Source organism: Dactylosporangium darangshiense (assembly GCF_039537565.1).
Taxonomy (GTDB): domain Bacteria; phylum Actinomycetota; class Actinomycetes; order Mycobacteriales; family Micromonosporaceae; genus Dactylosporangium; species Dactylosporangium darangshiense.
In genome coordinates, this window is record NZ_BAABAT010000052.1 from 43512 (window position 1) to 66158 (window position 22647).

Here is a 22647-nt window from a genome sequence, read left to right on the forward strand (position 1 = left end):
CGTCGACTGTAGCGGGGCGATCGCCCCGCTTTCAAGGGGTTGATTGCCGCATGCCCGAACGCCGCCCGCGCGCCGACGCCGTGCGCAACCGCGAGCGCGTCCTGTCCGCGGCTCGCGAGGCCTTCGCCGAGGCCGGCCCAGCGGTGAGCCTGGACGACGTGGCCCGCCGGGCCGGCGTGGGCCCCGGCACGGTCCACCGCCACTTCCCCACGAAGGACGCCCTGTTCGCGGCCGTGATCGCGGACCGACTGCAGGACCTCGCCGCACGCGCGGCGCAGCTGTCCGAGTCCACCGACCCGGGCGCCGCCTTCTTCGACTTCTTCCACGTCCTGGCCACCGAGGCCGCACAGAACCTGGCCCTGTCGGCGGCGTTGACCGACACGTCCCACCTGACGGACCCGATCCACGCCGCGGGCCGCGACCTGGAGTCGTCGATCGCGACCCTGCTCCAGCGCGCCCAGGCCGCGGGCGCGGTGCGCCCCGACCTGACCACGACCGAACTGCACGCCGTGATCGCGGGCGCGCTCGTGATGGAGCAGCGCCTGCCACCCGAGTCGCGGGGCCGTGGCCTACGCCTCGTCGCCGACGGCCTCGCCCACCGCCCGGGTCAGTAGCCGGTTGGCCCGGGCGGTGAGGTACCGCTGCTCGGCGATGCTCGTCGTGCGCCGCGCGGCCGCCCGGTAGTGCGTCATGGCCCGCTCGCGCTCGCCGGCCATCTCCAGCAGGTGCGCCCGCACCGCGTCGAGCCGGTGATGGCGGGCGAGCCGCTCGTCGGCGTCGAGCCGCCGCAGCAGCGCCAGCCCGGCGGCGGGGCCGTGCACCATGGCGGCGGCCACCGCGCGGTTGAGGGTCACGACCGGGTTGTCGGTCATCCGCTCCAGCAGGACGTACAGGGCGAGGATCTGCGGCCAGTCGGTGTCCTCGGCCCGCCCGGCCTCGGCGTGCACCGCGGCGATCGCCGCCTGGATCTGGTACGGGCCGGGCCGCCGGCGCGCCATCGCGGCGGTGACGGTCGCGATGCCTTCGTCGATGGCGGCCCGGTCCCACCGGCCGCGGTCCTGTTCGGCCATCGGGATCATCGCGCCGCCGGGGCCGGTGCGCGCCGGGCGGCGCGCGTCGGTGAGGAGCATGAGGGCCAGCAGCCCGGCGACCTCCCCGTCCTCGGGCAGCAGCCTCCGTAGCAGGCGAGCCAGCCGGATCGCCTCGGCCGAGAGCTCGACCCGGTGCGCGCTCAGGTGACTCTCGTTGAAGATGAGGTACAGCACCTGGAGCACCACCTCGAGCCGGCCGGCCCGCTGCGGTTCGGGCGGTGGCCGGAACGGGATCCCGGACGCCTTGATCCGCTGCTTGGCCCGGCTGATGCGCTGCGCCATGGTCGGCTCGGGCACCAGGAAGGCCCGCGCGATCTCGGCGGTGGTGAGGCCGCCGACCGCGCGCAGGGTCAGCGCGGCCTGCGCCGGCGCGCCGAGCGCCGGATGGCAGCACAGGAACAGCAGCGCGAGCGAGTCGTCCTCGTCCGTGTCCGCGGACGGCGACGCGTCGGCGGGCGTGCGGACGGCGGCGTCGGCCTCCCTGCTCCGGCGGGCCTGGTCGCTGCGCAGCTGGTCGATCATGCGCCGGGACGCGACCCGGATCAGCCACGACCGGGGCCCCTCGGGCACCCCGCCGTCCGGCCACTGCAACGCGGCGGCCAGCAGCGCCTCCTGCACCGCGTCCTCGGCGACGTCGAAGTGCCCGTACCGCCGGACGAGGGCGCCGAGGACCTGCGGCGCCAGCTCGCGCAGCAGGTCCTCGACGCGCCGGTCCGGCTGCGGCACGCTACGCGTCCGCCCCGGGCGGCCCGCCCATGATCGGGCGCACCTCGACGGTGTCGCCGACGGCGTCCACCACCCGCGCGGCGATCGCCATGACCCGCTCGTGACTGGCGCAGTCCACGATCGCGAAGCTCACCAGGACCTCCTTGGCCTCCGCGTACGGCCCATCGCTGGCCGCCACCCCGCCGTCCCGCCGGCGCAGCGTCCGGGTCAGCGACGGGTCGGCCAGCCCTTCGGTCAGCACCAGCTCGCCGGACTCGGTGAGCTCCCGGCCGAGGTCCGCGTAGAACTGGCACATCGCCTGAAACTCGGCGCTCGTGACGTCGACCTGCGCCCAGTCGGTCTGCCCCGTGTACGCCAGCAGCATGTACTTCACGTGCGCTCCACCCCTTCCGTCGGTTGCCATCCTCGCAGTTCGGCCATGAGCCGGGCCGCGAGCAGCGAGGCCCACCCCCAGCCCACCGCGGCCGCCAGCGCCAGCGCCAGCGCGAACCAGGCGCGGCCGAACAACAGGTCCGGCGACGCCAGCACCAGCCACACGGCCAGGCTCCCCGCCATCCAGCTCCACTCCCGGAGCTTGCCGAACCGCCGGGCGAACACCAGGCAGGCCACCGACAGGGCCAGGAAGGCCAGCGGCGGCGCAACACTGTGCAGGAGCCCGTGCCAGGTCATGTGCCCCGGCCCGTCCGGCGTCCCCGGCGGAAACCCTTCGTACGGGTCCGGCGGGAAGACCCCCGCCCAGATCAGGCACGCACCGAACACCCCGATCAGCCGGGGCCCCCAGGTGCCGCCGCGGCCGCCGCGCAGTGCCCGCCGGATCCCCACCGCGCACCCGGCGTAGAGCGCACCGGTGACGATGAAGTTCGCGATCTGGATCCAGCCGGGCCCGCCGAGGCTGAGCAGGCTCAACGGGTGCCATTTGAAGTCGAACCCGTCCCGCAGCGCCGCCTGTGCGAACACCACCGTCACGAACAGCGGGCCGGCGACGACCCCGCCGGCCAGGAGCGCCCGGGTCACCCCCGGTCCCGCACGAACCTCGGCCGGCGCCACCGCGACCGGCCGGGCACTCGCCTGCGTCATCCTGTCGTCCTCTCCTCGGTTGGACCGTTGCCGGTACCTCGGAGCCGGGGCCGCCGTCTCGACACATCCGCCGAGAATTTTTAGATCCAGCCCCTTGAACGGGCGAGGCGGGCGGCCTCGTGGCGGGTCGTGCACGACAGTTTGGAGATGGCCGACGACAGGTAGTTGCGGACCGTGCCGGGAGACAGGGCCGCGCGGCGGGCGATCTCCTCGACCGGGGCGCCGTCCGCGGCCAGGCGCAGGACGTCGGCCTCGCGCGGCGTCAGCGGGCTGTCGCCGGCGCTGATGGCCTCCGCCGCCAGCTGCGGGTCGACGTAGCGGCCGCCCTGGTGGACGGTGCGGACGACCGATGCCAGTGTCTCGGCGGAGACGGTCTTCGACAGGAAGCCGCGCACGCCGCCGGTCAGAGCGCGTTTCAGGTGGCCGGGCAGGCCGTGGCTGGTGACGATCATCGTCCGGCAGGCCGGGAGCTCCTCGTGTATGGTCGCCGCCACCGACACGCCGTCCCGGTCCGGGAGCTGCAGGTCCAGGACCGCCACGTCCGGGCGCAGTGCGCGGGCCAGGGACAGGGCCTCGGCGGCCGTCGCCGCCTGTGCCACCACCTCGAGGTCGTCCTCCAGCGAGAGCAGGGCCGCCAGGGCGCCGCGGATCAGGTGTTCGTCGTCGGCCAGGAGGATGCGGATCACGGTGTCACCGCCGGAAGGTCGACCACGACACGGAACGCGTCCGGGGGGACATGCGCGGCACGCAGCGTGCCGGACAGGGCGGCCACGCGCTCCGAGAGGCCGACCAGGCCACCGCCGAAGCGCAGGGGCGTCGCGGTGTTGCGGACGCCGTCGTTGGTCATGGTCAGCGTCACCGCCGCCGGGGTCGAGGTCAGCGCGATGGTGCACGTCGCGGCCTCGCTGTGGCGGAGCATGTTCGTCGTGGCCTCACGGACCGCCCACCCGAGCGTGCCCTGGACGTCCGCCGGGAGCGTGGCCGGGTCGCCCGTCACGGTGCACGTGACGCCGGCCGAGGCCAGCAAGGCCCGCGCGCCGCAGAGCTCGTCGGACAGGTCGGCGGCGCGGTAGCCACCGACCACCGCACGCAGGTCGGCCAGGGCGTCCTGGGCCACCCGCCGCACCTCGAGCATCTCCTCGACCGCCTCGCCGCGGCCGCGCTTGGCCAGCTGGGCGGCCAGTTCGGACTTCAGGGCGACCACCGACAGCGTGCGGCCGACCACGTCGTGCAGGTCGCGGGAGAAGCGCAGGCGCTCCTCGGCCACCGCCAGAGCCGCCTCCACGTGGCGGGAGCGGTCCAGTTCGCGGACGACGCGGAGCATCCAGAGCGTCACGCGATAGCCGAGCAGGACCGCTCCCAGCAGTACCGCCAACGTCAAGGCCGCCGGGAAACCCCCGCCCAGCAGGAGCACGGCCGCGCAGTACGCCGACGCGGCGGTGACGCTCGTTCTCGGGCGGGTCGCGGTCGACAGGGCGGCGATGTACGACATCGACAGGACCATCGTGATGCCGGTCCTCAGCGCCGCGGTGGCGCTCGCCAGGGCCGCGGCCGCCGGGCCGGCGACGGTGACCGCCGTGGCCACGGCGATCAGGCGGCGCGGCTGCGGGCGCTCGCCCAGGTAGTGGCCCACGCCGGCCCGGGCCAGCAGCAGGCAGGCGGCCGTCTGGGTCAGGTTCAGGGCGGCGACCAGGGCCGCGTCGGCGTCGCCGACGTCGACGCGGACCAGGCCGAAGGTCATCGCCGGCGAGAGGACGATGTTGATGTAGAACGACAGCCGGACGTACCGCTCGAAGCGTTCGGCCTTCGTCATCCGGGACACGGTACTAGGCGGCGACGAACCGGATCTCCGGGTAACGCGGCGAAGGGCCGGTCAGCAGGCGGGACTGGCGGCCGCGCAGGTAGCGGTCGAAGAAGGCGAGCAGGTAGGCGCGCTGGGCGGTGACGCTGCGGGCCGGGTCGACGGTGCCGAAGTTCGGGACCAGCTGGTCGGCGGGGACACCGGCCTGCGGGAAGAGGACCTGGTAGTCGGTGAAGGACAGGTGACCCGCGTTCAGCAGCTGCAGGTGGAGGCGGGGGCCGCGCAGGTTCGACCACAGGCGCGCCCACGAGTCGTCGTCGCCGGTGCCGGCGCCGAAGAGGAGGAACGGGCGGTCCAGGCCGGCGTCCAGCACCGCGCCGGACTCGGTGCCGTCCAGGTTGGCGCCGGCGCGGATGCGGCGGTCCTCGTACATCGCCTCGGCGGCCGCGGCGCCGCCGAGTGAGTGGCCGAGCATGCCGGTGCGGGACAGATCGAACACCTCGCTCAGGGCGTGCGGGAGGCGGGCACCGTCGGCGTCCGGGTTGCGGCCGTGTACGAGGAACAGCAGGCGGTCCAGGACGAAGCGGGTGTCGGCGACCCTGGTGCGCAGGGCCTCGGCGATGACCGCATCGGCGTTCGCGGGGTCGGTCGGCTCAGGGATGGACCTCGGCTCGGTGCGGCCGCCGGGGAACTCCACCAGGGAGGAGTCGTGGGTGTGGTCGATGGTGACGACGACGTACCCGTGGCTGACGAGCTCCTCGACGACCGCCGTCGACGCGGTGCGCTCGAGGCCGAGGCCCGGCGAGTAGAGGACGACGGGCCGGCGGCCGGGTGCCGCGGGTGCGCCCAGGTGGGCGTGCGTGACCGGGAGCGTGTAGTCGGAGCCGGGCGGTGCGAGGGCCGCGGCGAGGGCGGGGCTCACCCACGTGGCGCGGGGGTAGTGGCGGGCGTCGCAGGCGGGGTACCAGATCTGGACCATCAGCTCGCGGGCGCGCTGCGCCGGGACCCACGGGTCGGGGCGGGTCGCGTCGACCAGGTGCAGCGACACGGTGCCGATCTGCTCGGGGCCGGTCGGGGCCGGCAGCGTCAGGCGGGTCAGCGGCGGCGCGGCGGCCAGGGCCGGGGCCGCCGTCAGGGAAACCGCGGCGGCAGGCAACGCGGCGAGGAGGATCCGTCGTCTCATAGCGACGAGTCTTCGGGGCGCGACGGATCGCCTGCAGTGTCGCCGCGCACCGGTTCGGGTGCGCGGCGCACGCGTGGGCGATGACGTTTGTCATCGGTCGCGGTCGCAGGGGGGAGCTGGGATGCCGGGACGGGCCAGGCGCGCGACCGCGCTGGTTGCCGTGGTTGTCGTCGTCGCGGCGCTGGCGACGACGCCGCTGTGGTGGGGCGGGGGCGGTGCGGCGGTGCCGCGGCGGGTGCACCTGCCGTGGCCGTGGGCGGCGACGGTCGAGGCGCGCCCGCCGGGGCCGGCCGCGCTGGTGTTCGAGACCGACCAGACGCGGTACTTCGAGGCGACCACGGTCGTGGTCGGGCGCAACGGGAAGTACCGCATCCGGGAACAGGTGCTCGGGCACGTGCGCGGGGCCGTGTCGCCGGACGGGCGGCTGCTGCTCGACGGCTTCGACCGCATCCTGGACCTCACCACCGGCGAGATCCGGCACCTGCCCGGCGGCATGCTGATGGGCTGGTCGCGGGACGGGCGCACGGTCGTGGCGCTCGGGAACAACGGCACCGTCAACCTCGTCGACGTCGCCTCCCGGCAGACACGGACCATCTACGCGGACGCGGGGGTGCTCAACGACGCCCTCGCCGTGTCGCCGGACGGGTCGAAGGTCGTCGTTCCGGTGTACCACGAGAACGACCGCCGGCTGCTCCTGGTCGACGCGACGGAAACCGTGGTCTGGAGCGTGCCCGCGGCGCGGTACCTGATGGCGGACGCGATCGTGTTCAGCCCGGACGGCCGGTACGTCGCCACGACCGCGGACCGGTGCGTCGCGGCGCAGCGCAACTGCCCGGAGCCGGGGCACGGGCGGGCGGTGGTCCTCGACGCGGCGACCGGGGCCGAGGTCGCCTCCTACGCGCCGGCGGACCGGGTCCTCGGCTTCCGCGGCGACGGGCTGGTGCTGGCCCGGTGGGGCGCGCGCGAGAACACGCTCGTGCAGGTCGGGCCGGGCGGCGAGCGGACGCTGGTGACGATGGACGCCGAGGCCGGCGGGCCCGACGTGCCGCTGGACCTCGTGGAGCACGGCGCGTTCGGCGGCGCGGACGCCTGGCCGAACCCCCTCGCCGCGCCCACCTGGTGCTACGTGCTGCTGGGGCTGCTCGCGCTGCCGTTCGTGCCGCGGCCGAGACGCACGACGAGCCGGGTCAGTAGCCCTTCCACTCCTGCCGCGCGTACTCCATGATCTTCGGGTCCATCAGCGTCGACGGCGGCACGTCCAGGGCGCGGCGGTCGGCCGGGAACACCGCGGCGGCGCGCAGGACGTCGGCGTCGAGGAAGCGCAGCGGCGCCGGCGGGTCGAGGCGCAACGCGGGTGCGGCGCCCTCGGCGGAGGCGAGGAAGAAGCCCCAGTCGCCGAAGGACGGCACGTCGACGTGGTACGGCACCGCCGTCAGGCCGGCAGCGGCCAGCGTGGCGCCGACGCACCAGTACTCGCGCGGTGCGAAGTACGGCGAGCCGGACTGCACGACGACCCGGCCGCCGGGTGCCAGCGCCTTGCGGACCATGGCGTAGAACTCGACCGAGTACAGCTTCGCGGTGGCGGTCTCGTCCGGGTCCGGCATGTCCACGACGATGGCGTCGTAGCGGGCGGACTCGTCGCGCAGCCACGCGAATGCGTCCAGCGTCAGCAGGTGTACCCGGGGGTCGGCGAACGCGTCGCGGTTGAGCGCGTGCACTCTCGGGTCGGTGCGGGCCAGCCGGATGACGGCCGGGTCCAGCTCGACCTCGGTGACCTCGGCGACGTCGGGGTAGGACAGGACCTCGCGCAGGGCCAGGCCGTCGCCGCCGCCGAGGATGAGCACCCGGCCGCGGGCGCCGGCGAGCAGCGGGTGGACGAGGGCCTCGTGGTAGCGGTACTCGTCCAGCGACGAGAACTGCAGGTCGCCGTTGAGGAACAGGCGCACGTCGGAGCCGTCGAGGGACTGGGTGAGCACGATCTCCTGGTAGCGGCTGCGCTCGGCGTGCACGATCGGGTCGGCGTACAGCTGCTGGCGGGCGGTGACCTCGAAGCGGGTCGAGTAGTAGTAGGACGTGCCGAGCACCGCGAGGACGGCGAGCGCGCCGGCGACCAGGGCGACACCGCGGCGGCCCGCCAGGTCGCGGCGGAACACGACGAACACGACCGCGAGGCCGACGACGGCGTTGAGGGCGCCGACGACGAGGGCGCCGCGCAGCTGGCCGAAGACGGGCAGTAGCAGGAACGGGAACGCGAGGCCGCCCAGCAGCGCGCCGACGTAGTCCGCGGCGAACAGGTCGGCAACGGCGCTGCCGGCGTCCTGGCTGCGGATGCGCTGCAGCAGCACCATCAGCAGCGGGATCTCGGCGCCGATGAGCGCGCCGAGCAGCAGGGCCATCGCGACCAGGGCGGGCGCGTAGAGGTCGAGGTAGGCGAAGGCGGCGTACAGCGCCAGGACCGACAGGCCGCCGAAGAGCGCGAGGGCCAGCTCGATCCACGCGAACGCGGCGAGGGCGTGGCGCTGCAACGGCTTGGCGGCCAGGGCGCCGATGCCCATCGCGAAGACCATGACGCCGAGGACGATCGAGGCCTGCGCGGCGGCGTCGCCGATGAGGTAGCTGCCGAGGGCGACCAGCGCCAGCTCGTACACCAGCCCGCACGCCGCGCAGACGAAGACCGCCGCCAGGACGGCGGTCCGCCGGAACCGGGTCACTCGTCTTCCGTCCCGGCCTCGGGCTTCGGCTTCTTCGTGCGCGTGAAGACCCACGTGAGCACCGCCGTGCCGATCGCGGCCAGCAGGAACGAGCCGGTGATGACCAGCAGGACCCAGCGGTCGCGCAGGAAGTCGCTGCCGCCCTGCTCGACCGGCGCCGGCGAGCCGGACGCGGTCGCCTCGGGCACGTCGCCCCTGGCGATGCCGGCCTCCATCGCGAGCAGTGGGAGCGCCTCGGCGGCGTCGAGTATCGTCGCGGACGGGTCGTCGAGCAGGCGGTTCGGGCCGGCGCCGAGCCGCTCCAGGCCCGCCGGGTCGATGCCGGCGGCGAGGCCGGCGCTGACGGTGATGGTGTACTGCGCGTAGTCCTCCGACTCGCTGCTGTCCGGATACCAGTGGTACGTGCCGCGGATCTCGACCCACTTCGGGCAACGGTCGGCGCTGGAGTTCACCCGCACGTCGACGCCGAGGTTGGAGCCGGCGCTGACCGGGGTGGTGCCGTTCAGCAGCTGCCAGCCGTAGCAGACGCCGTGCACGGCGGAGGCGCGGGCGAGGTCGGCGGCGACGCTCTGCGCGTCGGCGGCGGGCACGGCGACCGTGTCGTCGCCGGCGCCGTCGCGCGTCGAGCAGTACGCGAACACGCTCAGCATGACGACGGCGACGATGGCGACCCACACGCCGTCGATGAGCTTCTTGCGCGCGCCGGCGTCCATCAGAGGATGGCCGCGGAGACGATGGCGCCGATGGCGAGGTGCACGGCGGCGCTGACCCACACCGCCGGGTGCGGCTCGGGGTGCACGAGCAGCTCGCCGAGCTTGCCCGGGGTCATCATGTCGACGACGACGAACGCGACGGTCATCGCCAGCAGCCCGATGACGCCGTAGCCGGTGGTCGACGCGATGCCCTGCGCGAAGTGCCCGTCGCTGGCCGAGATCGCGGTGACGACGATGACGCCGACGGCGACGAGGTTGGAGACGAGCAGGACGGCCGCGTTGGCGTTGCGCTCGGCCCAGATGAGGTGGCGCAGCGAGCCGGGCGTGGCGACGTCGACGAGGACGGCGCCGATGCCCATGAGCACGAGGCCGATCCCCGCGTAGCCGAGCGTGACGCCGAGGTCGGTGACGAGTTCGATCACAGTTGGCTACTTTCCGCTGCCGGGGCCGCCGCCGCGGCCGCTGATGCCGTCGCCCCTGCCGGTCCAGCCGGTGCCGCCGACCACGCCCGAGTAGCGGTGGTAGGCGGTCCGCAGCGCCTCGACCAGGATCAGGGTGCCGGCGCCGTTGGGCTTGAGCACGATGGAGTCGTTGGAGTACCGCAGGTAGACGCCGGAGCCGTCGACGAAGCGGCCGGCCGGCGACCAGGCGCGCGAGATCTCGTCGGCGACCCGGGTCGGCGGCTTGGTGCTGGTGTAGGCCTTCGCGTCGCCGCCGAGGTCGCGCGCGGCCGCCCGCTGGTAGTGCCCGGCCACGTACGAGCGGGGCGAGCTGCCGGAGAAGGCGGTGATGCCGCCGATGATGAGGCCGACGGCGCCCAGGCAGCCGGCGATGAGGTACCAGATGCGTTTCATGCCAACGTCACCGTCGTCTCGGTCAGGACCAGCTCGCCGGTCTGGGGGTAGGCGTGCGCGGTCCACCAGGCGGCGCCGCCGGCGGCGGGCCGCGCGGCGAGGACCGTCAGGGCGTCGCGGGCGCCGGGGAACGCCCCGGCGAGGGCGTGCGGCTCGGCCTCGGCGCGGCGGCGCAGGTCCGCGCACTCGGCCGCGAACGCCTCGGGGCCGAGCCGGCGCACCTCGGCCCGGAAGCGATACCCGGGCAGCGCATATGCATCCGGTACCGCGGCAGACAGCGCCGGCAGGTAGGCCACCGTCTCGGTGACGCTCCCGCAGCGCACCTGGTGTGAGGCGCCGAGCAGCCGCAGCTGCACGCGCACGCCGCCGACGTCGACGGCGAGCTCGCGCAGCGCCGGCAGCAGCGGCGCTCCGAGGGCGAAGCGCAGGTCGCGGGCGTTCGTGTCGTGGTACGGGGCGTCGAGGTCGACGAGCACCTCAGCCGCCCTGCGACCAGACGCGCACCTCGGCCCGCGTCAGGGTCTCGCCGCGGCCGACCTCCCACTTGTCGTCCTCGCCGGGCCCGGCGTAGGACTCGAAGGACAGCAGGGCGCCGTCCTTGGCCTCGTAGTCGACGTACTTCGCGGTGCCCGTCGCCGACAGGCCGGTCGTGCCCGTGGAGACGAACTTCGCCTTGCCGGAGTCGTCCTTGGCGTAGCGACGGCCGTCGAAGTCGACGCTCTGCGGCCCGGGGAGCACGGTCGCGCCCGGCACCTCCCGCCACAGCGACAGCTCCAGGTCGGGGTCCTCCTCGACGCTGAGCCACACCTTCGGGCCGCCGCTCGAGTCGTCGAGCATGTGCTCGGCCCAGCTCCACGACTGCTCGCGGTAGGTCAGGGTGCCGCGCACCGTATACGTGGTGCCGCGGATCTCGACGAGGTCGCCGGCCTTGAGGGTGCGCGGGTCGCCGCGCAGCGCGTCCTCGCCGGCGTCGCGGAACGGGTCCTGCGGCCCGGCAGGCGCGGGCGCGGGTGCCGGCCGCCGGCGGCGCAGCAGGATGACGAGCAGCACCGCCACGAGGACGAGCAGCGCGATGATGACGATCACGGGGCCGTTCACGCGGGGGGTCCGTCCTTGCGGGGGTGGGGGGCAGGACTGATCGCACAATGTAGCAAGGCCATGCTGCACGGGGTGTTTATCGTCGGGTGATGGATCGTGCCGAAGTGCTGACGAACGTGTTCGTGACCGAGTTCGGGGAGCTGATGGCCCTGGACCCCGCCGCGTTCCGCCGCAAGTTCCGCAAGATGGCCGCCTCACCGTTCGCGTTCTACCGCGGCAGCGCCTGCCTGTTCTACGCCGACGTGCAGGGCACGGCGGACGAGTTCCTCGACGAGCGCACCTCGGCCGTGTGGATCCACGGCGACCTGCACGCCGAGAACTTCGGTACCTACATGAACGCCGCCGGCGTGCTCGTGTTCAACGTCAACGACTTCGACGAGGCGTACGTCGGGCCGTTCACCTGGGACCTCAAGCGCTTCGCGGCCAGCGTCGCGCTCATCGGCTACGAGAAGGCGCTCTCCGACACCGTCATCGGCGACCTCGTCGCCGCCTACGCCCGGTCCTACGTCGCGGAGCTGCGCGGGATCGCCTCCGGCGGCGCCATCGGCTCGCTGACCCTCGACACCACGGAAGGGGTACTGCACGACGTGCTGCAGCGGGCCCGGCTCAACACCCGGGTGGCGCTGCTGGACACGCAGACGGTCATCGAGGACTACGACCGGCGGTTCATGATGGCCGACGGGGTGTACGCGGTCGGCGAGGAGGTGCGCGCCGAGGTGGCGGCCGCGTTCGCCGAGTACCTGCCGACGCTGCCCGCCTGGGACTCGGCCCGCCCGGAGCAGTACCGCATCAAGGACATCGTGCTGCGCAAGGGCGTCGGCATCGGCTCGGCCGGCCTGCCGTCCCACAACCTGCTCCTCGAAGGCCACACGCAGGCCCTGGAGAACGACGTCATCCTGTACATGAAGCAGGGACAGACCCCGGCGGTGTCGCGCTGGATCACCGACCCGCGGGTGCGCGGGTACTTCCGGCACCAGGGCCACCGCACCAGCGAGTCGCAGCGCGCCCTGCAGGCGCACGCCGACGCGTGGGCCGGCCACACCGTGCTGCACGGCATCGGGCAGATGGTGGCGGAGGTCTCCCCGTACGCCGCCGACCTCGACTGGAGCGACGTCAACGAGCTCGCCGACGTGACCGGCGTCGTGGGCCACCTCGGCCGGGCGACGGCGCGGATGCACTCCGTCGCCGACGACGAGTCCGCGCACGACCTCGTCGACTTCTCCACCGAGGAGGCGATCGTGGCCGCCGTGGACCGCGACGAGGCCGGGTTCGCCGCGTCGCTCGTCGACTTCGCGCACGCGTACGGCGCCCGGGCCCGCGCCGACCACCAGATCTTCGTCGACCTGTTCCGCAACGGCCGCTTCCCGCTGCAGTAGAAAAATTCTTCGGCGCGCTGGTCCGGACGGGCTGGACCCGATCGTCACTAGGGTTGAACCGACTTCCGATGGAGGGAAACCCTGATGAAGTACATGATGTTCGTCTGCAGCGACCCGGAGCCCGACACCGACAAGGAGAACGAGCCGGACATCGAGGTCTGGGTGGCCGAGAACGACGCGGCCGGCCGCCGGGTGCGCGGCGCGGTGCTGGCCCCGCCGGCGGCGGCGACCACCGTGCGGGTGCGCAACGGCGAGCTGCTCGTCACCGACGGGCCGTTCGCCGAGACCAAGGAGGTCATCGTCGGGTTCGACCTCATCGAGTGCGCCGACCTGGACGAGGCGATCATGGTGGCGCGGACCCACCCGATGTCCCGCAACGGGCGCATCGAGATCCGGCCCTTCGCCGACTTCGAGCAGTGACGGCCGGTTCGTCCCGTTCCGGCGCCGCCGCGGTGGAGTCCACCGCGCCGGCGCCCGGGCCGTCGCCGCAGCGCGTGGCCGCCGTGGTCGCCGCGGCGGCGCGGGATGCCTATCCGCGGATCGTGGGCGCGCTCATCCGCATCACCGGGGACTGGGACCTGGCCGAGGACTGCGCGCAGGAGGCCCTGGCCAGTGCGCTGCAGCGGTGGCCGGTCGGCGGGGTGCCGGACAACCCGGCGGCGTGGCTGATGACGGCGGCGCGCAACCGGGCCGTCGACGTGCTGCGGCGGGCCAGCGTCGAGCGGGTCAAGCTGCGGGATCTCGCGGTGCTCGAGCGCGGGGAGCCGGCGCCGGTCGAAGGGGGCGAGCTTCCGGACGACCGGCTGCGGCTGGTGTTCACGTGCTGCCATCCGGCGCTGCCGCTCGAGGCGCGGGTGGCGCTCACGCTGCGCACGGTGTGCGGGGTGCGCACCGGCGACATCGCGCGGGCGTTCCTGGTGTCCGAGGCGACGATGACACGGCGGCTGACGCGGGCCAAGACGAAGATCGCGCAGGCCGGCATCCCGTACCGGGTGCCGGAGGGTGCCGCGCTGCCGGAGCGGCTGCCGGGCGTGCTCGGCGTGCTCTACGTGCTGTTCACGAACGGGTACAACGCGGACGGGTCGCCGGCGTTCGCGGACGAGGCGATCCGGCTGGCGCGCCTGCTGGGCGCCTTGCTGCCCAGGGTCGCGACCGCCGGCACCACGGATCTGTCCGAAATTTCGGGACTTCTTGCGCTGTTTCTCTTCCAGCACTCGCGGCGGGCGGCGCGGCGGGATGCCGACGGGCGGCTGCTCACGCTCGAGCAGCAGGATCGGTCGCTGTGGGATCACGCGGCGATCGCGGAGGGTGTCGCCATTCTCGCGGCGCTCGATGCGCGAGCCTCCGGCGGCGACGGGCCGTACACGCTGCAGGCGCGGATCGCCGCCTGCCACGCCACGGCGGCGAGCGCCTCCGACACCGACTGGGTGCGGATCGCGTTGTGTTACGACTTGCTGTACCGGGTGCAGCCGACGCCGGTCATCGCGCTCAACCGGGCCGTCGCGCACGGGTACGCGCACGGGCCGCGGGCCGGGCTCGAACTCCTCGCCGCCGCGCGGGCCTCCGGGGCGCTCGAGGAGTATCCGCACACGCTCGCCGCCGAGGCCGACCTGACGGCCCGGGAGGGCGACCATGCGCGGGCGGCGGAACTGTTCCGGCGCGCCGCCGATCTCGCGCACGGCGACGCCGAGCGCCAAGCCCTCCTGGAACGCGCCGCCGAACACGAGTAACGCCCTTGGCACCGCGGACGTGGCAGCGGAGGGCCGCCAGGCCCGCAGCGGTTCGCCCAGTCTGGCTCGATGAGGCTTCGCTGATATCGACCCAGACCAGGCGCTGGTGGGAACGACGGTCGTCAGTTGCGCGGACCCGAGTCCCGCTGCTCATGCAGTCGCGACCGCGGCCCGCAGGTCGTCGGCGACCTCGCCCAGGGTCTTGCGCAGGCGGCGCAGTGCGGGCGTGTCCTGCGGGTCGGCGGCCAGGGTGCGCAGGTCCGGCACCGCCGCGGTCAGCGCGTCCACCCACGCCAGCTCGCGGCGCGCGCGGAAGCGGCGGATCGCCAGCAGCGGCGCGGCGGCCTCGCGCAGGGCGGCGACCCGGCGCTCGGCCTGGGCGTAGTCGCCGTCGCGGGCCGCGCGCAGCGCCTCGGCGGTGCGCTTGCGCAGCACGGCGCCGGTGCGGATCGGGGCGAGCAGCGTCGCGGGCAGGATCGCGCACAGCGCGCCGATGCACACCGCCAGGAGGCGGGCGCCGAACAGCGGCAACGCGGCGGTGCCCGCCACGCCGATCAGGGAGTACAGCAGCGCCAGGGCGGCGGTCACCCCCGCTGCCCACCAGGCGTAGCCGTACTGGCGCAGGTAGAAGGCGGCGGCCAGGACGACCAGCAGCAGCGCGACGGCCAGGGAGCGGCGGTCGCCGATGGCCAGGGCGAGCGCCGTCGCGACGAGGGTGCCGCCGAGCGCGCCCAGGGTGCGGTGGACGCCCTTGAGCAGCGCGTCGCCGCGGGAGCGGGCCGCGGCGCCGACCGTGTAGGCGCTGATCACGGTCCACGCCCAGTGCTCGCCGAAGAAGGTCTGGCCGATCGCGAACGCCAAGGTCAGGGCGAGGGCCGACTGCACGCCGCGCCACACGTGGATGCGGGCGGGGGCGGTGCTCGGCGGTTCCTCCTCCGCGGCGGTACCGCGCAGCCGCGCCGCGATCAGCACATACGCCTCGGCGACGAAGACCGCCAGGGTCGCCCACGCCAGGGTGCGGGCGGGGTGTGCGCCGGGGTTCACCGGGGCGATGAGCATGCCGATGAGCGGCAGGACCAGGGCGCGGCCGAGGCGGCCGGCCGCCGGACCGAGCGCGCGGGCGGCGGTGGCGACGGCGACCGCGACGACGAAGAAGCCGTCGCCGAACGCGTGCGCGGCGTGGAACAGCACGGCGAACGCGCCGACGACCACGGCGCCGACCGGGACGAGCAGCAGGCGCCACGGTGCGCCGCCGTGCGCGGCGCGGGTGGACATGAGGCTGACCGCGGCGCCGAGCACGACGATGCCGATGCCGGTGTGTGCGGCGCCGGCGATCGGGGCGAGCGTCGCCACGGTGGCCAGGACCGGGGCGAAGCCGGCGGCCGCCTGCCAGATATTACGCACCTGCTGAATATCGCAGCGCGGTACGGTGAGCGTCAAGCCGATAACCGTGAGGCGCCCCGCTTGGAACCCGATCCGGACCTGTCCGCCGCCCGCGCGGTGCGCCGCGCGACCCAGCGGCTCTCGCGCCGGCTGCAGCTGCAGCGCGCGTCCGACGGGCTGAGCCTGACGAAGATCAGCATGATGTCGCACCTGGCGCGCAAGGGGCCGATGACCGCCGGCGCGCTCGCGGCGGCGGACCGGCTGCAGCCGCAGTCGGTGACCCGGGTGCTCGCCGACCTCGAGGCCGACGGGCACATCCAGCGCCTCGGCAACCCGGCCGACAAGCGGCAGCGGGTGTTCGCGATCAGCGAGGCGGGGCGGGCGGCACTGCGCGCGGACATGCGGCTGCGCGACGAGTGGCTGGCCTCGGTGATGGCGCACGAACTCAGCGCGGCGGAGCGCGACGCGCTGCTGCACGCGTCGGCGATCCTGGAGCGGCTCGCCGACGCGGACTGAACCGGGCTACTCGATGCCGGGGGCCTCGGCGCCGATCGTGGTGTCGGGGCCGTGCCCGGTGTGCACGACCGTCTCCGGCGGCAGGGCCAGCAGGCGCTGCCGGATCGAGGCGATGATCGTCGGGCGGTCGGAGAACGACCTCCCGGTGGCGCCCGGGCCGCCCTCGAAGAGCGTGTCGCCGGAGAAGACGACGCCCAGCTGCGGTGCGTAGAGGCACACGGCGCCGGGGCTGTGGCCGGGCGTGTGCAGCACGTGCAGGTCGGCACCGGCTACCCGGATCACGTCCGCGTCGGTAAGGTGCGTGTTCGGTTCGAGAGCGGGGTGCTTCATGTGCCACAGCGGCAGATCGTCCGGATGGAGCAGGATCGGCGCGCCCGTGCGCAGCGCGACCTCGGGCGCGGCATCGATGTGGTCGTCGTGACCGTGGGTGCACACGATCGCGAGGGTGCGGCGACCGCCGAGCGCGACCAGGATCGCCTCGGCGTCGTGGGCCGCGTCGATGACGATGGCCTCCTCGTCGTCGCCGACGATCCAGACGTTGTTGTCGACGTCAAAGGTCTCGCCGTCGAGGGAGAACGTGCCCGACGTGACCAGCCGCTCGATGCGCACCATGGGCACCAACCCTATTCGGTGGCGCGCCCCGGCGCGGGGCAACGCCCCACGCGCCGCGACGACGTGCAGGTCGGCCCGTACGCGTACCGCGTGTTGCGCCCGGCCCGCCCGCCCCGCGGCGCCGTGCTCACCCGGGACCGGCGGCTGCGCGTCGCCCGGCGCGAAGGGCTGCGGATGCTCGCGATCGCCGAGCTCGTGGGCGAGCGGACGCTCGTCGCGTTCCCGCTGCGCGACGAGCGCGGCATCCCCTTCGACCTGGTCCTCGCCGACGAGTCGCTGAAGTTCCCGGCGGCGCGCTGGTCCGACGTGCGCCAGCGCCTCGGCGCCGGCCGGGCCGAGCTGCACGTGCGGCGCGAGCCCGCCGGGTCGCCGCCGTCGCGCCGGCGGGCCGACGTGAAGCCCGACGAGACCCGCCACGCGCTGATCATCCCGGTCGATGCGCACCGCACCGACCTGGCGCGGCTTCGGCGCGGTGAGCTGGACCTGGGGTACCTGCGGATCGAGCTCGGCTGACCCCGGCCGCTCAGGGGGCGACACGCGGCGCAAGGTTCGGGCATGATGTCCGGCGTGATTCGCCTCTATGGACTGCTCTTCCTGATCGACCTCGTCATGCTCGTGGTCGCATTGATCGACTGCCTGTCGACGGACGAGTACGCGGTGCGCAACCTGCCGAAGCTCGCATGGGTGTTCATCATCCTGCTGTTCTCCCCGGTCGGGTGGATCGCGTGGTTCGTGGCCGGGCGCCCGCAGCAGCCCGCACACGCAGGCGCCGGCGCGCAGTGGCGTCCCGGCGCCGGCTTCCCGGAGGAACAGCGCCCGTCGCGGCGCCAGGTCGCGCCCGACGACGACCCGGAGTTCCTGCGCGACCTGGCCCGCAACCGCCGCGCCGACGAGGAGATGTTCTCCAAGTGGGAGGCGGACCTGCGCCGCCGCGAGGAGGAGCTGCGCAAGCGCGATGAGGAGAAGGGCGAGTAGCCCCTCACAGCAGCGCCAGCGCCGCGTCGCGCGCGGCCTCGCTCGCGGCCAGCAGCGGCAGCCGCACCGCCGGCGTCGCGATGCGCCCCTGCGCGTGCAGGACGGCCTTGGTCACCGCCGGGTTCGGCTCGGCGAACAGGGCCGTCGACAGCGCCGCGAGCCGGGCGCCGAGCTTGCGCGCCGCCGCGACGTCGCCCGCGCGCCAGGCGTCGAAGAGGGCGACGTAGGACGCGGTGGACACGTGCGCCGAGGCGAGGATGCCGCCGTGTGCGCCGAGCGCCAGCAGCGGGGAGATGACGGCGTCGTCGCCGCCGAGGACCGCAAAGCCCTCGGGCGCGCCCGCCAGCAGGGCGAGGGTGTCGGGGCCGAGCGGTCCGTCGGCAAGCTTCATGCCGGCCACGCCCGGGATCGCCGCCAGCTGCAGCAGTGCGGCGAGCGAGAGGGCCTGGCCGGTGCGGTACGGCACGTGGTAGACCACCACCGGCACCGCCGACGCGGCCGCCACCGCCCGGAAGTGGGCGAGCACGCCGGCCTCGCCCGGGCGCGTGTAGGGCGGCACGACCACCATCGCCGCGACCCCGGCCGGCAGCGCCGCGACCTCGGCCGCGCACGCCGCCGTCGCGCTGCCGCCGACGCCGACCAGCAGCGGGGCGCCCAGCGACCGGCACACGGACACGACCTCGGCGCGCTCGGCCGGGCTCAGCGTGGCCGGCTCGCCGGTCGTGCCGAGCGCGACGAGGCCGGCCGCGCCGGCCTCCAGCACGGACTCCCCCAGCCGCCGCAGGGCGGCCGTGTCGACGGCGCCGGACTCGTCGAAGGGGGTCACCAGCGGTACGAAGATTCCGGAAAGCTCCATGCCGTCCAGCGTCGCCCCAATCCGAGCGCCAGGTCCAGTTCACAATCGCACCGTCGAGCGTAAGCTGAGCTGATGCTCGACGTCCGGCGACTGCGCCTGCTGCGCGACCTGGCCCAGCACGGCACGATCGCCGCGGTCGCCGCGGCGCACACCTACACCCCGTCGGCGGTGTCGCAGCAGCTCGCCGCCCTGGAGCGGGAGGCCGGCGTGGCGCTGCTGGCCCGCACCGGCCGCCGGGTCACGCTCACCCCGGCCGGGCGCACCCTGGCCGCGCACGCCGAGGAGGTCCTCGCCGCCCTCGAGCGCGCCGGCGCCGCGGTGGCGGCCACACGGGCCGGGCTTTCCGGTCCCCTGCGCATCGGCGCATTCCCGACGGCGATGCGCACGCTGCTGCCGCCCGCCCTGGTGGCGCTGGGCGAGGCGCACCCGGCGCTCGAGCTGAGTGTGCAGGAGCTGGACCCCGCCGTGGTACCCCCGATGCTGCGCGACGGCACCCTGGACGTGGCCCTGGTGCACGACTACGACCTCGTGCCCATCGAGCCCGACCCGGCCCTGCGCACGGCGCCGCTGCTCGACGAGACGATCTTCGTCGCCGCGAGCGGCCCGCGGTCCCTCGCCGCCTGCCGCGACGAGCCGTGGATCCTCGCCAGCCAGGGCACGCTGTGCCACACGATGACGGTCCGGGCGTGCGAGGCGGCGGGCTTCACCCCGCGCGTGCGCCATCACGCCGACGACTTCGTCACCGTCCTCACGTTCGTCGCCGCCGGCCAGGGCGTGGCCCTGGTGCCGGAGCTCGCCGCGATGGACGTGCCGGCCGGTGTGGTGCTCACGCCGCTGCCGACCCGCCGGCGCACGCGCCTGGCGTTCCGCGCGGGCGCCGCCGCCCACCCGGCCGTCGTCGCGTTCGCCGACACGCTCGGCATCGCCCTCGGCTCAGGATGACTCAGGACGACTCACGACGACTCAGGACGACATCGCGCGGCGGAAGGCGGCGCGTTCCTGTGCCGTGCTGCCGCCCCAGATGCCGTGCTGCTCGTTGTGCTCGATGGCGTGGCGGGCGCAGTCGCGGCGCACCGGGCACGAGGCGCAGAACGTCTGCGCCCGCAGCACCGCGAGGACGTCGTCGGGGGCCGGGTAGAACCAGGTGACGTCCAGGCCCAGGCAGGCGGCCTTGTCGCGCCAGGAACGCAGTAAGCGGGTCTTCGCAACCATGCGACGACGCTACGGCCGGCGGCGCGACGCGATCATCTGTCAGTTGACTGAACCCCAGACGCCGACGTCGTCAACGCGCCCGGAGCCGGTCCCTCAGCCACGTGATCATGATGTCGGCCTGGTCCTGCTGAAACCGCCGCAGCGTCGGCAGCCCGGGCGGTGCCGGCCGCCTGGCCCGGTCGGCGAACAGCGCCCCCAGGCCGGCGACGCATCCGGTGATCGCCTCGGGGGCGGCGGCGATGACGTCGTCGTCGAGCCGGCCGCCGTACAGCCGGACGTTCAGCACGAGCGTCAGGGTGTCGAACCAGGCCGGCCCGGCGCACCCGAACGGCCAGTCGACGACCACCACGGATCCGTCGGGCCGGATGAGCAGGTTGTCGGCGCGCACGTCGCCGTGGACCAGGCGGTCGCCCTCCAGCGCCGCGAGGCCGGCCATGGCCAGCTCGTCGAGCAGGTCGAGCCGCTCGGCCACCCACGGGTCGAGGCCGGGCGGCGGGTCCTGCGCGATGCGCCGCCACCCCGCGAAGTCCTCTTCGGAGTCCACCCGCAGGCTGGGCAGCCCCGTGACGGGCACCGCCAGCCGCCGCAGGGCCTCGAGGACCGCGGCCACCTCGTCGTCCACCCACGGCGTATGGGGATGGCGGCCTTCGACGTCCTCGAAGACCAGCGCCACCCAGTCGCCGTCGTCGTGCACCCCGAGCAGCCGCGGCGTCGGGATCCCGCCCGGCAGCCGCCTGGCCACGCCCGCCTCGGCGCGGTGCATGGCCGGGCTCTGCTCGTTGAGCGCGCTGCCGACGGCCTTGACGAACGCCCGGCGGCCGCTCGCGGTCAGCACGCGGTCGGCGGTGCCCGGCGAGAAGCCACCGACCTGCGAGACGGTCTCGACCACGGGTTCGCCGAGTATCTCGACGACCCCGTCGCGGACGCCGGCAGGCAGGTCCGCCCAGCCGATCCGGACCCCGGACGCTTGCACCATCGCCCGATCGTCGCGTGCTCCCGCGCGCCTCGTCCACCGATATGCCGGCTCCCGCGGGCTAGGGCCGACGGTCCAGGGCCTGTGCCAGGCGCGTCAGCGCGTCCAGGGGGTCCGGTTCGGCCGGGATCATCACGACGCTCGTCGCGCCCGCGGCGTGCCGGGCCGCGATCCGGGCGCGCACCTCGGCGGGCGTTCCGGCCAGTGACAGCTCCCGGACCCACTCGTCGGGCATCGTGGCCGCGAACGCCTCGCGGGTCGGCGACGCCTGGCGGTGCTGTGCCAGGGCGGGTGCGAACGGGAGCGGGGTCAGGTGCGGCGACCAGTCCGGCTCGCCGATCCAGGCCAGGCCGGGGCGCACCAGGGCGAGGGCCGCCCGGGCGTCGTCGGCGACGACCGCGGCGTCGTACGTGATGACCTCCGGCGTGGTCGACGCCAGGCGCTCGATCGAGGCCGCGATGTAGGGCGGTGCGGACGGTTCGGCCAGCAGCAACCCGTCCGCGACCCGACCGGCGACCGCGATCGACTTCGGGCCGCGCACACCGAGCACGACCGGCGGCACCACCCGCGGAGTCTCGCCGATCACCACGCCCTCGACGTCGACGTAGCGGCCCGCCGGCGGGCCGGGCTCACCGCGCAGCAGCGCGCGCACCGCCACCGCGTACTCGCGCAGCAGCGTGAGCGGGCTGGCCGGGCGCTCGCCGACCTGGCGCATCCAGTCCGGCATGCCGTGGCCGATGCCCGCGATCAGGCGGCCGGGGAACAGCTGCGCCAGCGTCGCGAGCTCCATCGCGGCGAACGCGGCGTTGCGCGCCCCGGCCGGCAGGATGCCGATCCCCACCACGATCCGCGACGTGGCCGCCAGCACGGCGCCGGCCTGCGCCACGCCGCCCCGGAAACCCAGGTCCTCCACGACCCACAGCTCATCGAATCCGAGCTGTTCCGCCCTTCGGGCGAAGGTCATCACCTGCTCCGCGGGGAGGTCCCGCGGAAGCATCACCCCGACACGCGCCATGGCGAACAGCTTTGCACGGTGATCGTTGCGGGACGACCCGGCCGCGACGCAGGGGGCAGAACGACGCACAGTGATCGGGATCGGCCGGACGCGTCGGGCCTGCTGGTGTCGTGTCTGCGACAGGGCGCCGAGGTGAGGCGGCTGGCGTGCACGAAGGGTGTGACGCGTGGCACGTTCGGGGGATTCCCGAATGTCACACAGACCGTAACGTCGATGGCATCGCAACCTGTCAGCAAACGAGGGGGAGACTCCATGAGCGACATCGACACCGGCTCCTACGACGGCGGGGGCGACGTCGACTACGGGCACTATGAGGCGGGTCAGGAGCACGACGCGCTCGACCAGCTGCACCAGGCCCACGGGTCCGAGGCCGACTACAACAACCAGTTCGGCGTGTACGAGAACGACCACCACGCGGCCGAGTCGACGGACTTCTCGCAGGGGCACCACGTCGAGTACGACCAGGCGCCGGCCGTGCACTACGAGTCGGACGACTACACCAACTACTCGCACGACGCGACCGAGGACGACCACGTCTTCGCCGCCGAGGGCAGCGAGCACGCGCACCAGGCGGAGTTCGGTGAGCTCGACGCGCTGCAGCAGCGCTTCGACACCACCTTCGCCGAGGGGACCGAGTTCCACGGTGGCGAAGGACAGCTCGGCGTCGCGTCCAGCTGAGCAAAATATCGACGGAGCGGCCGGCGTCCTGGGGGTGCCGGCCGCTTCCCATGCCAGCGGCGGCGGA

At 74.2% G+C, this 22647-nt stretch carries 28 protein-coding genes; 10 read left to right on the plus strand and 18 right to left on the minus strand.

Features of this window, described 5'->3' with window-relative positions:
* Positions 1 to 50: 50 nt before the first annotated feature.
* Positions 51 to 614 (plus strand): TetR/AcrR family transcriptional regulator, encoded by a 564-nt coding sequence (locus ABD901_RS49530; RefSeq protein WP_345140046.1) that lies wholly within the window; start codon positions 51 to 53, stop codon positions 612 to 614.
* Here ABD901_RS49530 and ABD901_RS49535 read toward each other — a convergent pair.
* The 6 genes from ABD901_RS49535 to ABD901_RS49560 all read right to left on the minus strand — a co-directional run bounded on the left by ABD901_RS49535 (position 570) and on the right by ABD901_RS49560 (position 5878).
* Positions 570 to 1817 carry an RNA polymerase sigma factor gene (locus ABD901_RS49535; RefSeq protein ID WP_345140057.1) on the minus strand — a complete coding sequence of 416 codons (1248 nt, stop codon included), beginning with the start codon at positions 1815 to 1817 and terminating at the stop codon, positions 570 to 572. The two genes, ABD901_RS49530 and ABD901_RS49535, sit on opposite strands and share 45 nt — an antisense overlap.
* 1 nt (position 1818) lies before the next feature.
* Entirely contained in the window at positions 1819 to 2181 is a 363-nt protein-coding gene (locus ABD901_RS49540) for a YciI family protein (RefSeq protein WP_345140163.1), read from the minus strand.
* A 5-nt stretch (positions 2182 to 2186) separates the two neighbouring features.
* Positions 2187 to 2894 (minus strand): DUF998 domain-containing protein, encoded by a 708-nt coding sequence (locus ABD901_RS49545; protein ID WP_345140061.1) that lies wholly within the window; start codon positions 2892 to 2894, stop codon positions 2187 to 2189.
* Between the two features lie 80 nt (positions 2895 to 2974).
* Positions 2975 to 3580 carry a response regulator transcription factor gene (locus ABD901_RS49550; protein ID WP_345140067.1) on the minus strand — a complete coding sequence of 202 codons (606 nt, stop codon included), beginning with the start codon at positions 3578 to 3580 and terminating at the stop codon, positions 2975 to 2977.
* Positions 3577 to 4707 carry a sensor histidine kinase gene (locus ABD901_RS49555; protein WP_345140072.1) on the minus strand — a complete coding sequence of 377 codons (1131 nt, stop codon included), beginning with the start codon at positions 4705 to 4707 and terminating at the stop codon, positions 3577 to 3579. Before ABD901_RS49555 ends, ABD901_RS49550 begins: the two co-directional genes overlap by 4 nt.
* Before the next feature lie 13 nt (positions 4708 to 4720).
* A complete protein-coding gene (locus ABD901_RS49560; protein WP_345140075.1) occupies positions 4721 to 5878 on the minus strand; it encodes an alpha/beta hydrolase family protein in 1158 nt (385 codons plus the stop codon).
* A 121-nt stretch (positions 5879 to 5999) separates the two neighbouring features.
* On the opposite strand from ABD901_RS49560, the gene ABD901_RS49565 reads away from it, so the two are divergent.
* On the plus strand, positions 6000 to 7103 hold the full coding sequence (locus ABD901_RS49565) for a WD40 repeat domain-containing protein (RefSeq protein ID WP_345140078.1): 1104 nt from the start codon (positions 6000 to 6002) through the stop codon (positions 7101 to 7103).
* On the opposite strand, the gene ABD901_RS49570 is transcribed toward ABD901_RS49565, so the two are convergent.
* The 6 genes from ABD901_RS49570 to ABD901_RS49595 are packed head-to-tail and all read right to left on the minus strand — an operon-like array spanning position 7066 to position 11254.
* The gene (locus ABD901_RS49570) at positions 7066 to 8589 is read right to left on the minus strand and encodes a polyamine aminopropyltransferase (RefSeq protein ID WP_345140081.1); all 1524 of its coding nucleotides are present in this window, start codon (positions 8587 to 8589) and stop codon (positions 7066 to 7068) included. The genes ABD901_RS49565 and ABD901_RS49570 overlap by 38 nt on opposite strands.
* On the minus strand, positions 8586 to 9302 hold the full coding sequence (locus ABD901_RS49575) for a hypothetical protein (RefSeq protein WP_345140084.1): 717 nt from the start codon (positions 9300 to 9302) through the stop codon (positions 8586 to 8588). The genes ABD901_RS49570 and ABD901_RS49575 overlap by 4 nt, the downstream gene beginning before the upstream one ends.
* On the minus strand, positions 9302 to 9724 hold the full coding sequence (locus tag ABD901_RS49580) for a DUF350 domain-containing protein (RefSeq protein ID WP_345140087.1): 423 nt from the start codon (positions 9722 to 9724) through the stop codon (positions 9302 to 9304). Before ABD901_RS49580 ends, ABD901_RS49575 begins: the two co-directional genes overlap by 1 nt.
* 6 nt (positions 9725 to 9730) lie before the next feature.
* Positions 9731 to 10156: a DUF4247 domain-containing protein gene (locus ABD901_RS49585; protein WP_345140092.1), complete on the minus strand. Its 426-nt coding sequence runs from the start codon at positions 10154 to 10156 to the stop codon at positions 9731 to 9733.
* Positions 10153 to 10632 (minus strand): DUF2617 family protein, encoded by a 480-nt coding sequence (locus tag ABD901_RS49590; RefSeq protein WP_345140095.1) that lies wholly within the window; start codon positions 10630 to 10632, stop codon positions 10153 to 10155. The genes ABD901_RS49585 and ABD901_RS49590 overlap by 4 nt, the downstream gene beginning before the upstream one ends.
* Before the next feature lies 1 nt (position 10633).
* On the minus strand, positions 10634 to 11254 hold the full coding sequence (locus ABD901_RS49595) for a DUF4178 domain-containing protein (protein WP_345140098.1): 621 nt from the start codon (positions 11252 to 11254) through the stop codon (positions 10634 to 10636).
* Between the two features lie 89 nt (positions 11255 to 11343).
* Between ABD901_RS49595 and ABD901_RS49600 the strand changes: the two genes are divergently transcribed.
* The 3 genes from ABD901_RS49600 (at position 11344) to ABD901_RS49610 (ending at position 14360) form a co-directional block, all read left to right on the plus strand.
* Entirely contained in the window at positions 11344 to 12630 is a 1287-nt protein-coding gene (locus tag ABD901_RS49600; RefSeq protein WP_345140105.1) for a DUF2252 domain-containing protein, read from the plus strand.
* Between the two features lie 84 nt (positions 12631 to 12714).
* Positions 12715 to 13050, plus strand: coding sequence for a YciI family protein (locus ABD901_RS49605; protein WP_345140108.1), 336 nt, complete (start codon positions 12715 to 12717; stop codon positions 13048 to 13050).
* Positions 13051 to 13133: 83 nt separating this feature from the next.
* The gene (locus ABD901_RS49610) at positions 13134 to 14360 is read left to right on the plus strand and encodes an RNA polymerase sigma factor (RefSeq protein ID WP_345140167.1); all 1227 of its coding nucleotides are present in this window, start codon (positions 13134 to 13136) and stop codon (positions 14358 to 14360) included.
* 150 nt (positions 14361 to 14510) lie between these two features.
* On the opposite strand, the gene ABD901_RS49615 is transcribed toward ABD901_RS49610, so the two are convergent.
* Positions 14511 to 15764 (minus strand): FUSC family protein, encoded by a 1254-nt coding sequence (locus tag ABD901_RS49615; RefSeq protein WP_345140110.1) that lies wholly within the window; start codon positions 15762 to 15764, stop codon positions 14511 to 14513.
* Between the two features lie 60 nt (positions 15765 to 15824).
* Between ABD901_RS49615 and ABD901_RS49620 the strand changes: the two genes are divergently transcribed.
* On the plus strand, positions 15825 to 16259 hold the full coding sequence (locus ABD901_RS49620; protein WP_345140112.1) for a MarR family winged helix-turn-helix transcriptional regulator: 435 nt from the start codon (positions 15825 to 15827) through the stop codon (positions 16257 to 16259).
* A gap of 6 nt (positions 16260 to 16265) precedes the next feature.
* On the opposite strand, the gene ABD901_RS49625 is transcribed toward ABD901_RS49620, so the two are convergent.
* The gene (locus ABD901_RS49625) at positions 16266 to 16871 is read right to left on the minus strand and encodes an MBL fold metallo-hydrolase (protein ID WP_345140113.1); all 606 of its coding nucleotides are present in this window, start codon (positions 16869 to 16871) and stop codon (positions 16266 to 16268) included.
* Positions 16872 to 16889: 18 nt separating this feature from the next.
* Between ABD901_RS49625 and ABD901_RS49630 the strand changes: the two genes are divergently transcribed.
* Together ABD901_RS49630 and ABD901_RS49635 are read left to right on the plus strand one after the other, a co-directional pair.
* The gene (locus ABD901_RS49630) at positions 16890 to 17384 is read left to right on the plus strand and encodes a hypothetical protein (protein ID WP_345140116.1); all 495 of its coding nucleotides are present in this window, start codon (positions 16890 to 16892) and stop codon (positions 17382 to 17384) included.
* A gap of 54 nt (positions 17385 to 17438) precedes the next feature.
* Entirely contained in the window at positions 17439 to 17846 is a 408-nt protein-coding gene (locus ABD901_RS49635) for a PLD nuclease N-terminal domain-containing protein (RefSeq protein ID WP_345140170.1), read from the plus strand.
* Positions 17847 to 17850: 4 nt separating this feature from the next.
* Here the strand turns inward: ABD901_RS49635 and ABD901_RS49640 are convergent, their stop codons facing one another.
* Complete coding sequence (locus tag ABD901_RS49640; protein ID WP_345140118.1) at positions 17851 to 18702, minus strand: dihydrodipicolinate synthase family protein; 852 nt, start codon at positions 18700 to 18702, stop codon at positions 17851 to 17853.
* Positions 18703 to 18774: 72 nt separating this feature from the next.
* Between ABD901_RS49640 and ABD901_RS49645 the strand changes: the two genes are divergently transcribed.
* Positions 18775 to 19644 (plus strand): LysR family transcriptional regulator, encoded by an 870-nt coding sequence (locus tag ABD901_RS49645; protein WP_345140121.1) that lies wholly within the window; start codon positions 18775 to 18777, stop codon positions 19642 to 19644.
* Positions 19645 to 19665: 21 nt separating this feature from the next.
* Here the strand turns inward: ABD901_RS49645 and ABD901_RS49650 are convergent, their stop codons facing one another.
* The 3 genes from ABD901_RS49650 to ABD901_RS49660 form a co-directional block, all read right to left on the minus strand.
* Positions 19666 to 19914, minus strand: a complete 249-nt coding sequence (locus tag ABD901_RS49650) for a WhiB family transcriptional regulator (protein WP_345140124.1) — start codon at positions 19912 to 19914, stop codon at positions 19666 to 19668.
* A 70-nt stretch (positions 19915 to 19984) separates the two neighbouring features.
* Positions 19985 to 20890: an aminoglycoside phosphotransferase family protein gene (locus ABD901_RS49655; protein ID WP_345140126.1), complete on the minus strand. Its 906-nt coding sequence runs from the start codon at positions 20888 to 20890 to the stop codon at positions 19985 to 19987.
* A 58-nt stretch (positions 20891 to 20948) separates the two neighbouring features.
* Positions 20949 to 21902, minus strand: a complete 954-nt coding sequence (locus ABD901_RS49660) for an LLM class flavin-dependent oxidoreductase (protein WP_345140129.1) — start codon at positions 21900 to 21902, stop codon at positions 20949 to 20951.
* A gap of 252 nt (positions 21903 to 22154) precedes the next feature.
* On the opposite strand from ABD901_RS49660, the gene ABD901_RS49665 reads away from it, so the two are divergent.
* Positions 22155 to 22580 carry a hypothetical protein gene (locus tag ABD901_RS49665; protein WP_345140131.1) on the plus strand — a complete coding sequence of 142 codons (426 nt, stop codon included), beginning with the start codon at positions 22155 to 22157 and terminating at the stop codon, positions 22578 to 22580.
* The last annotated feature ends 67 nt before the right edge of the window (positions 22581 to 22647 follow it).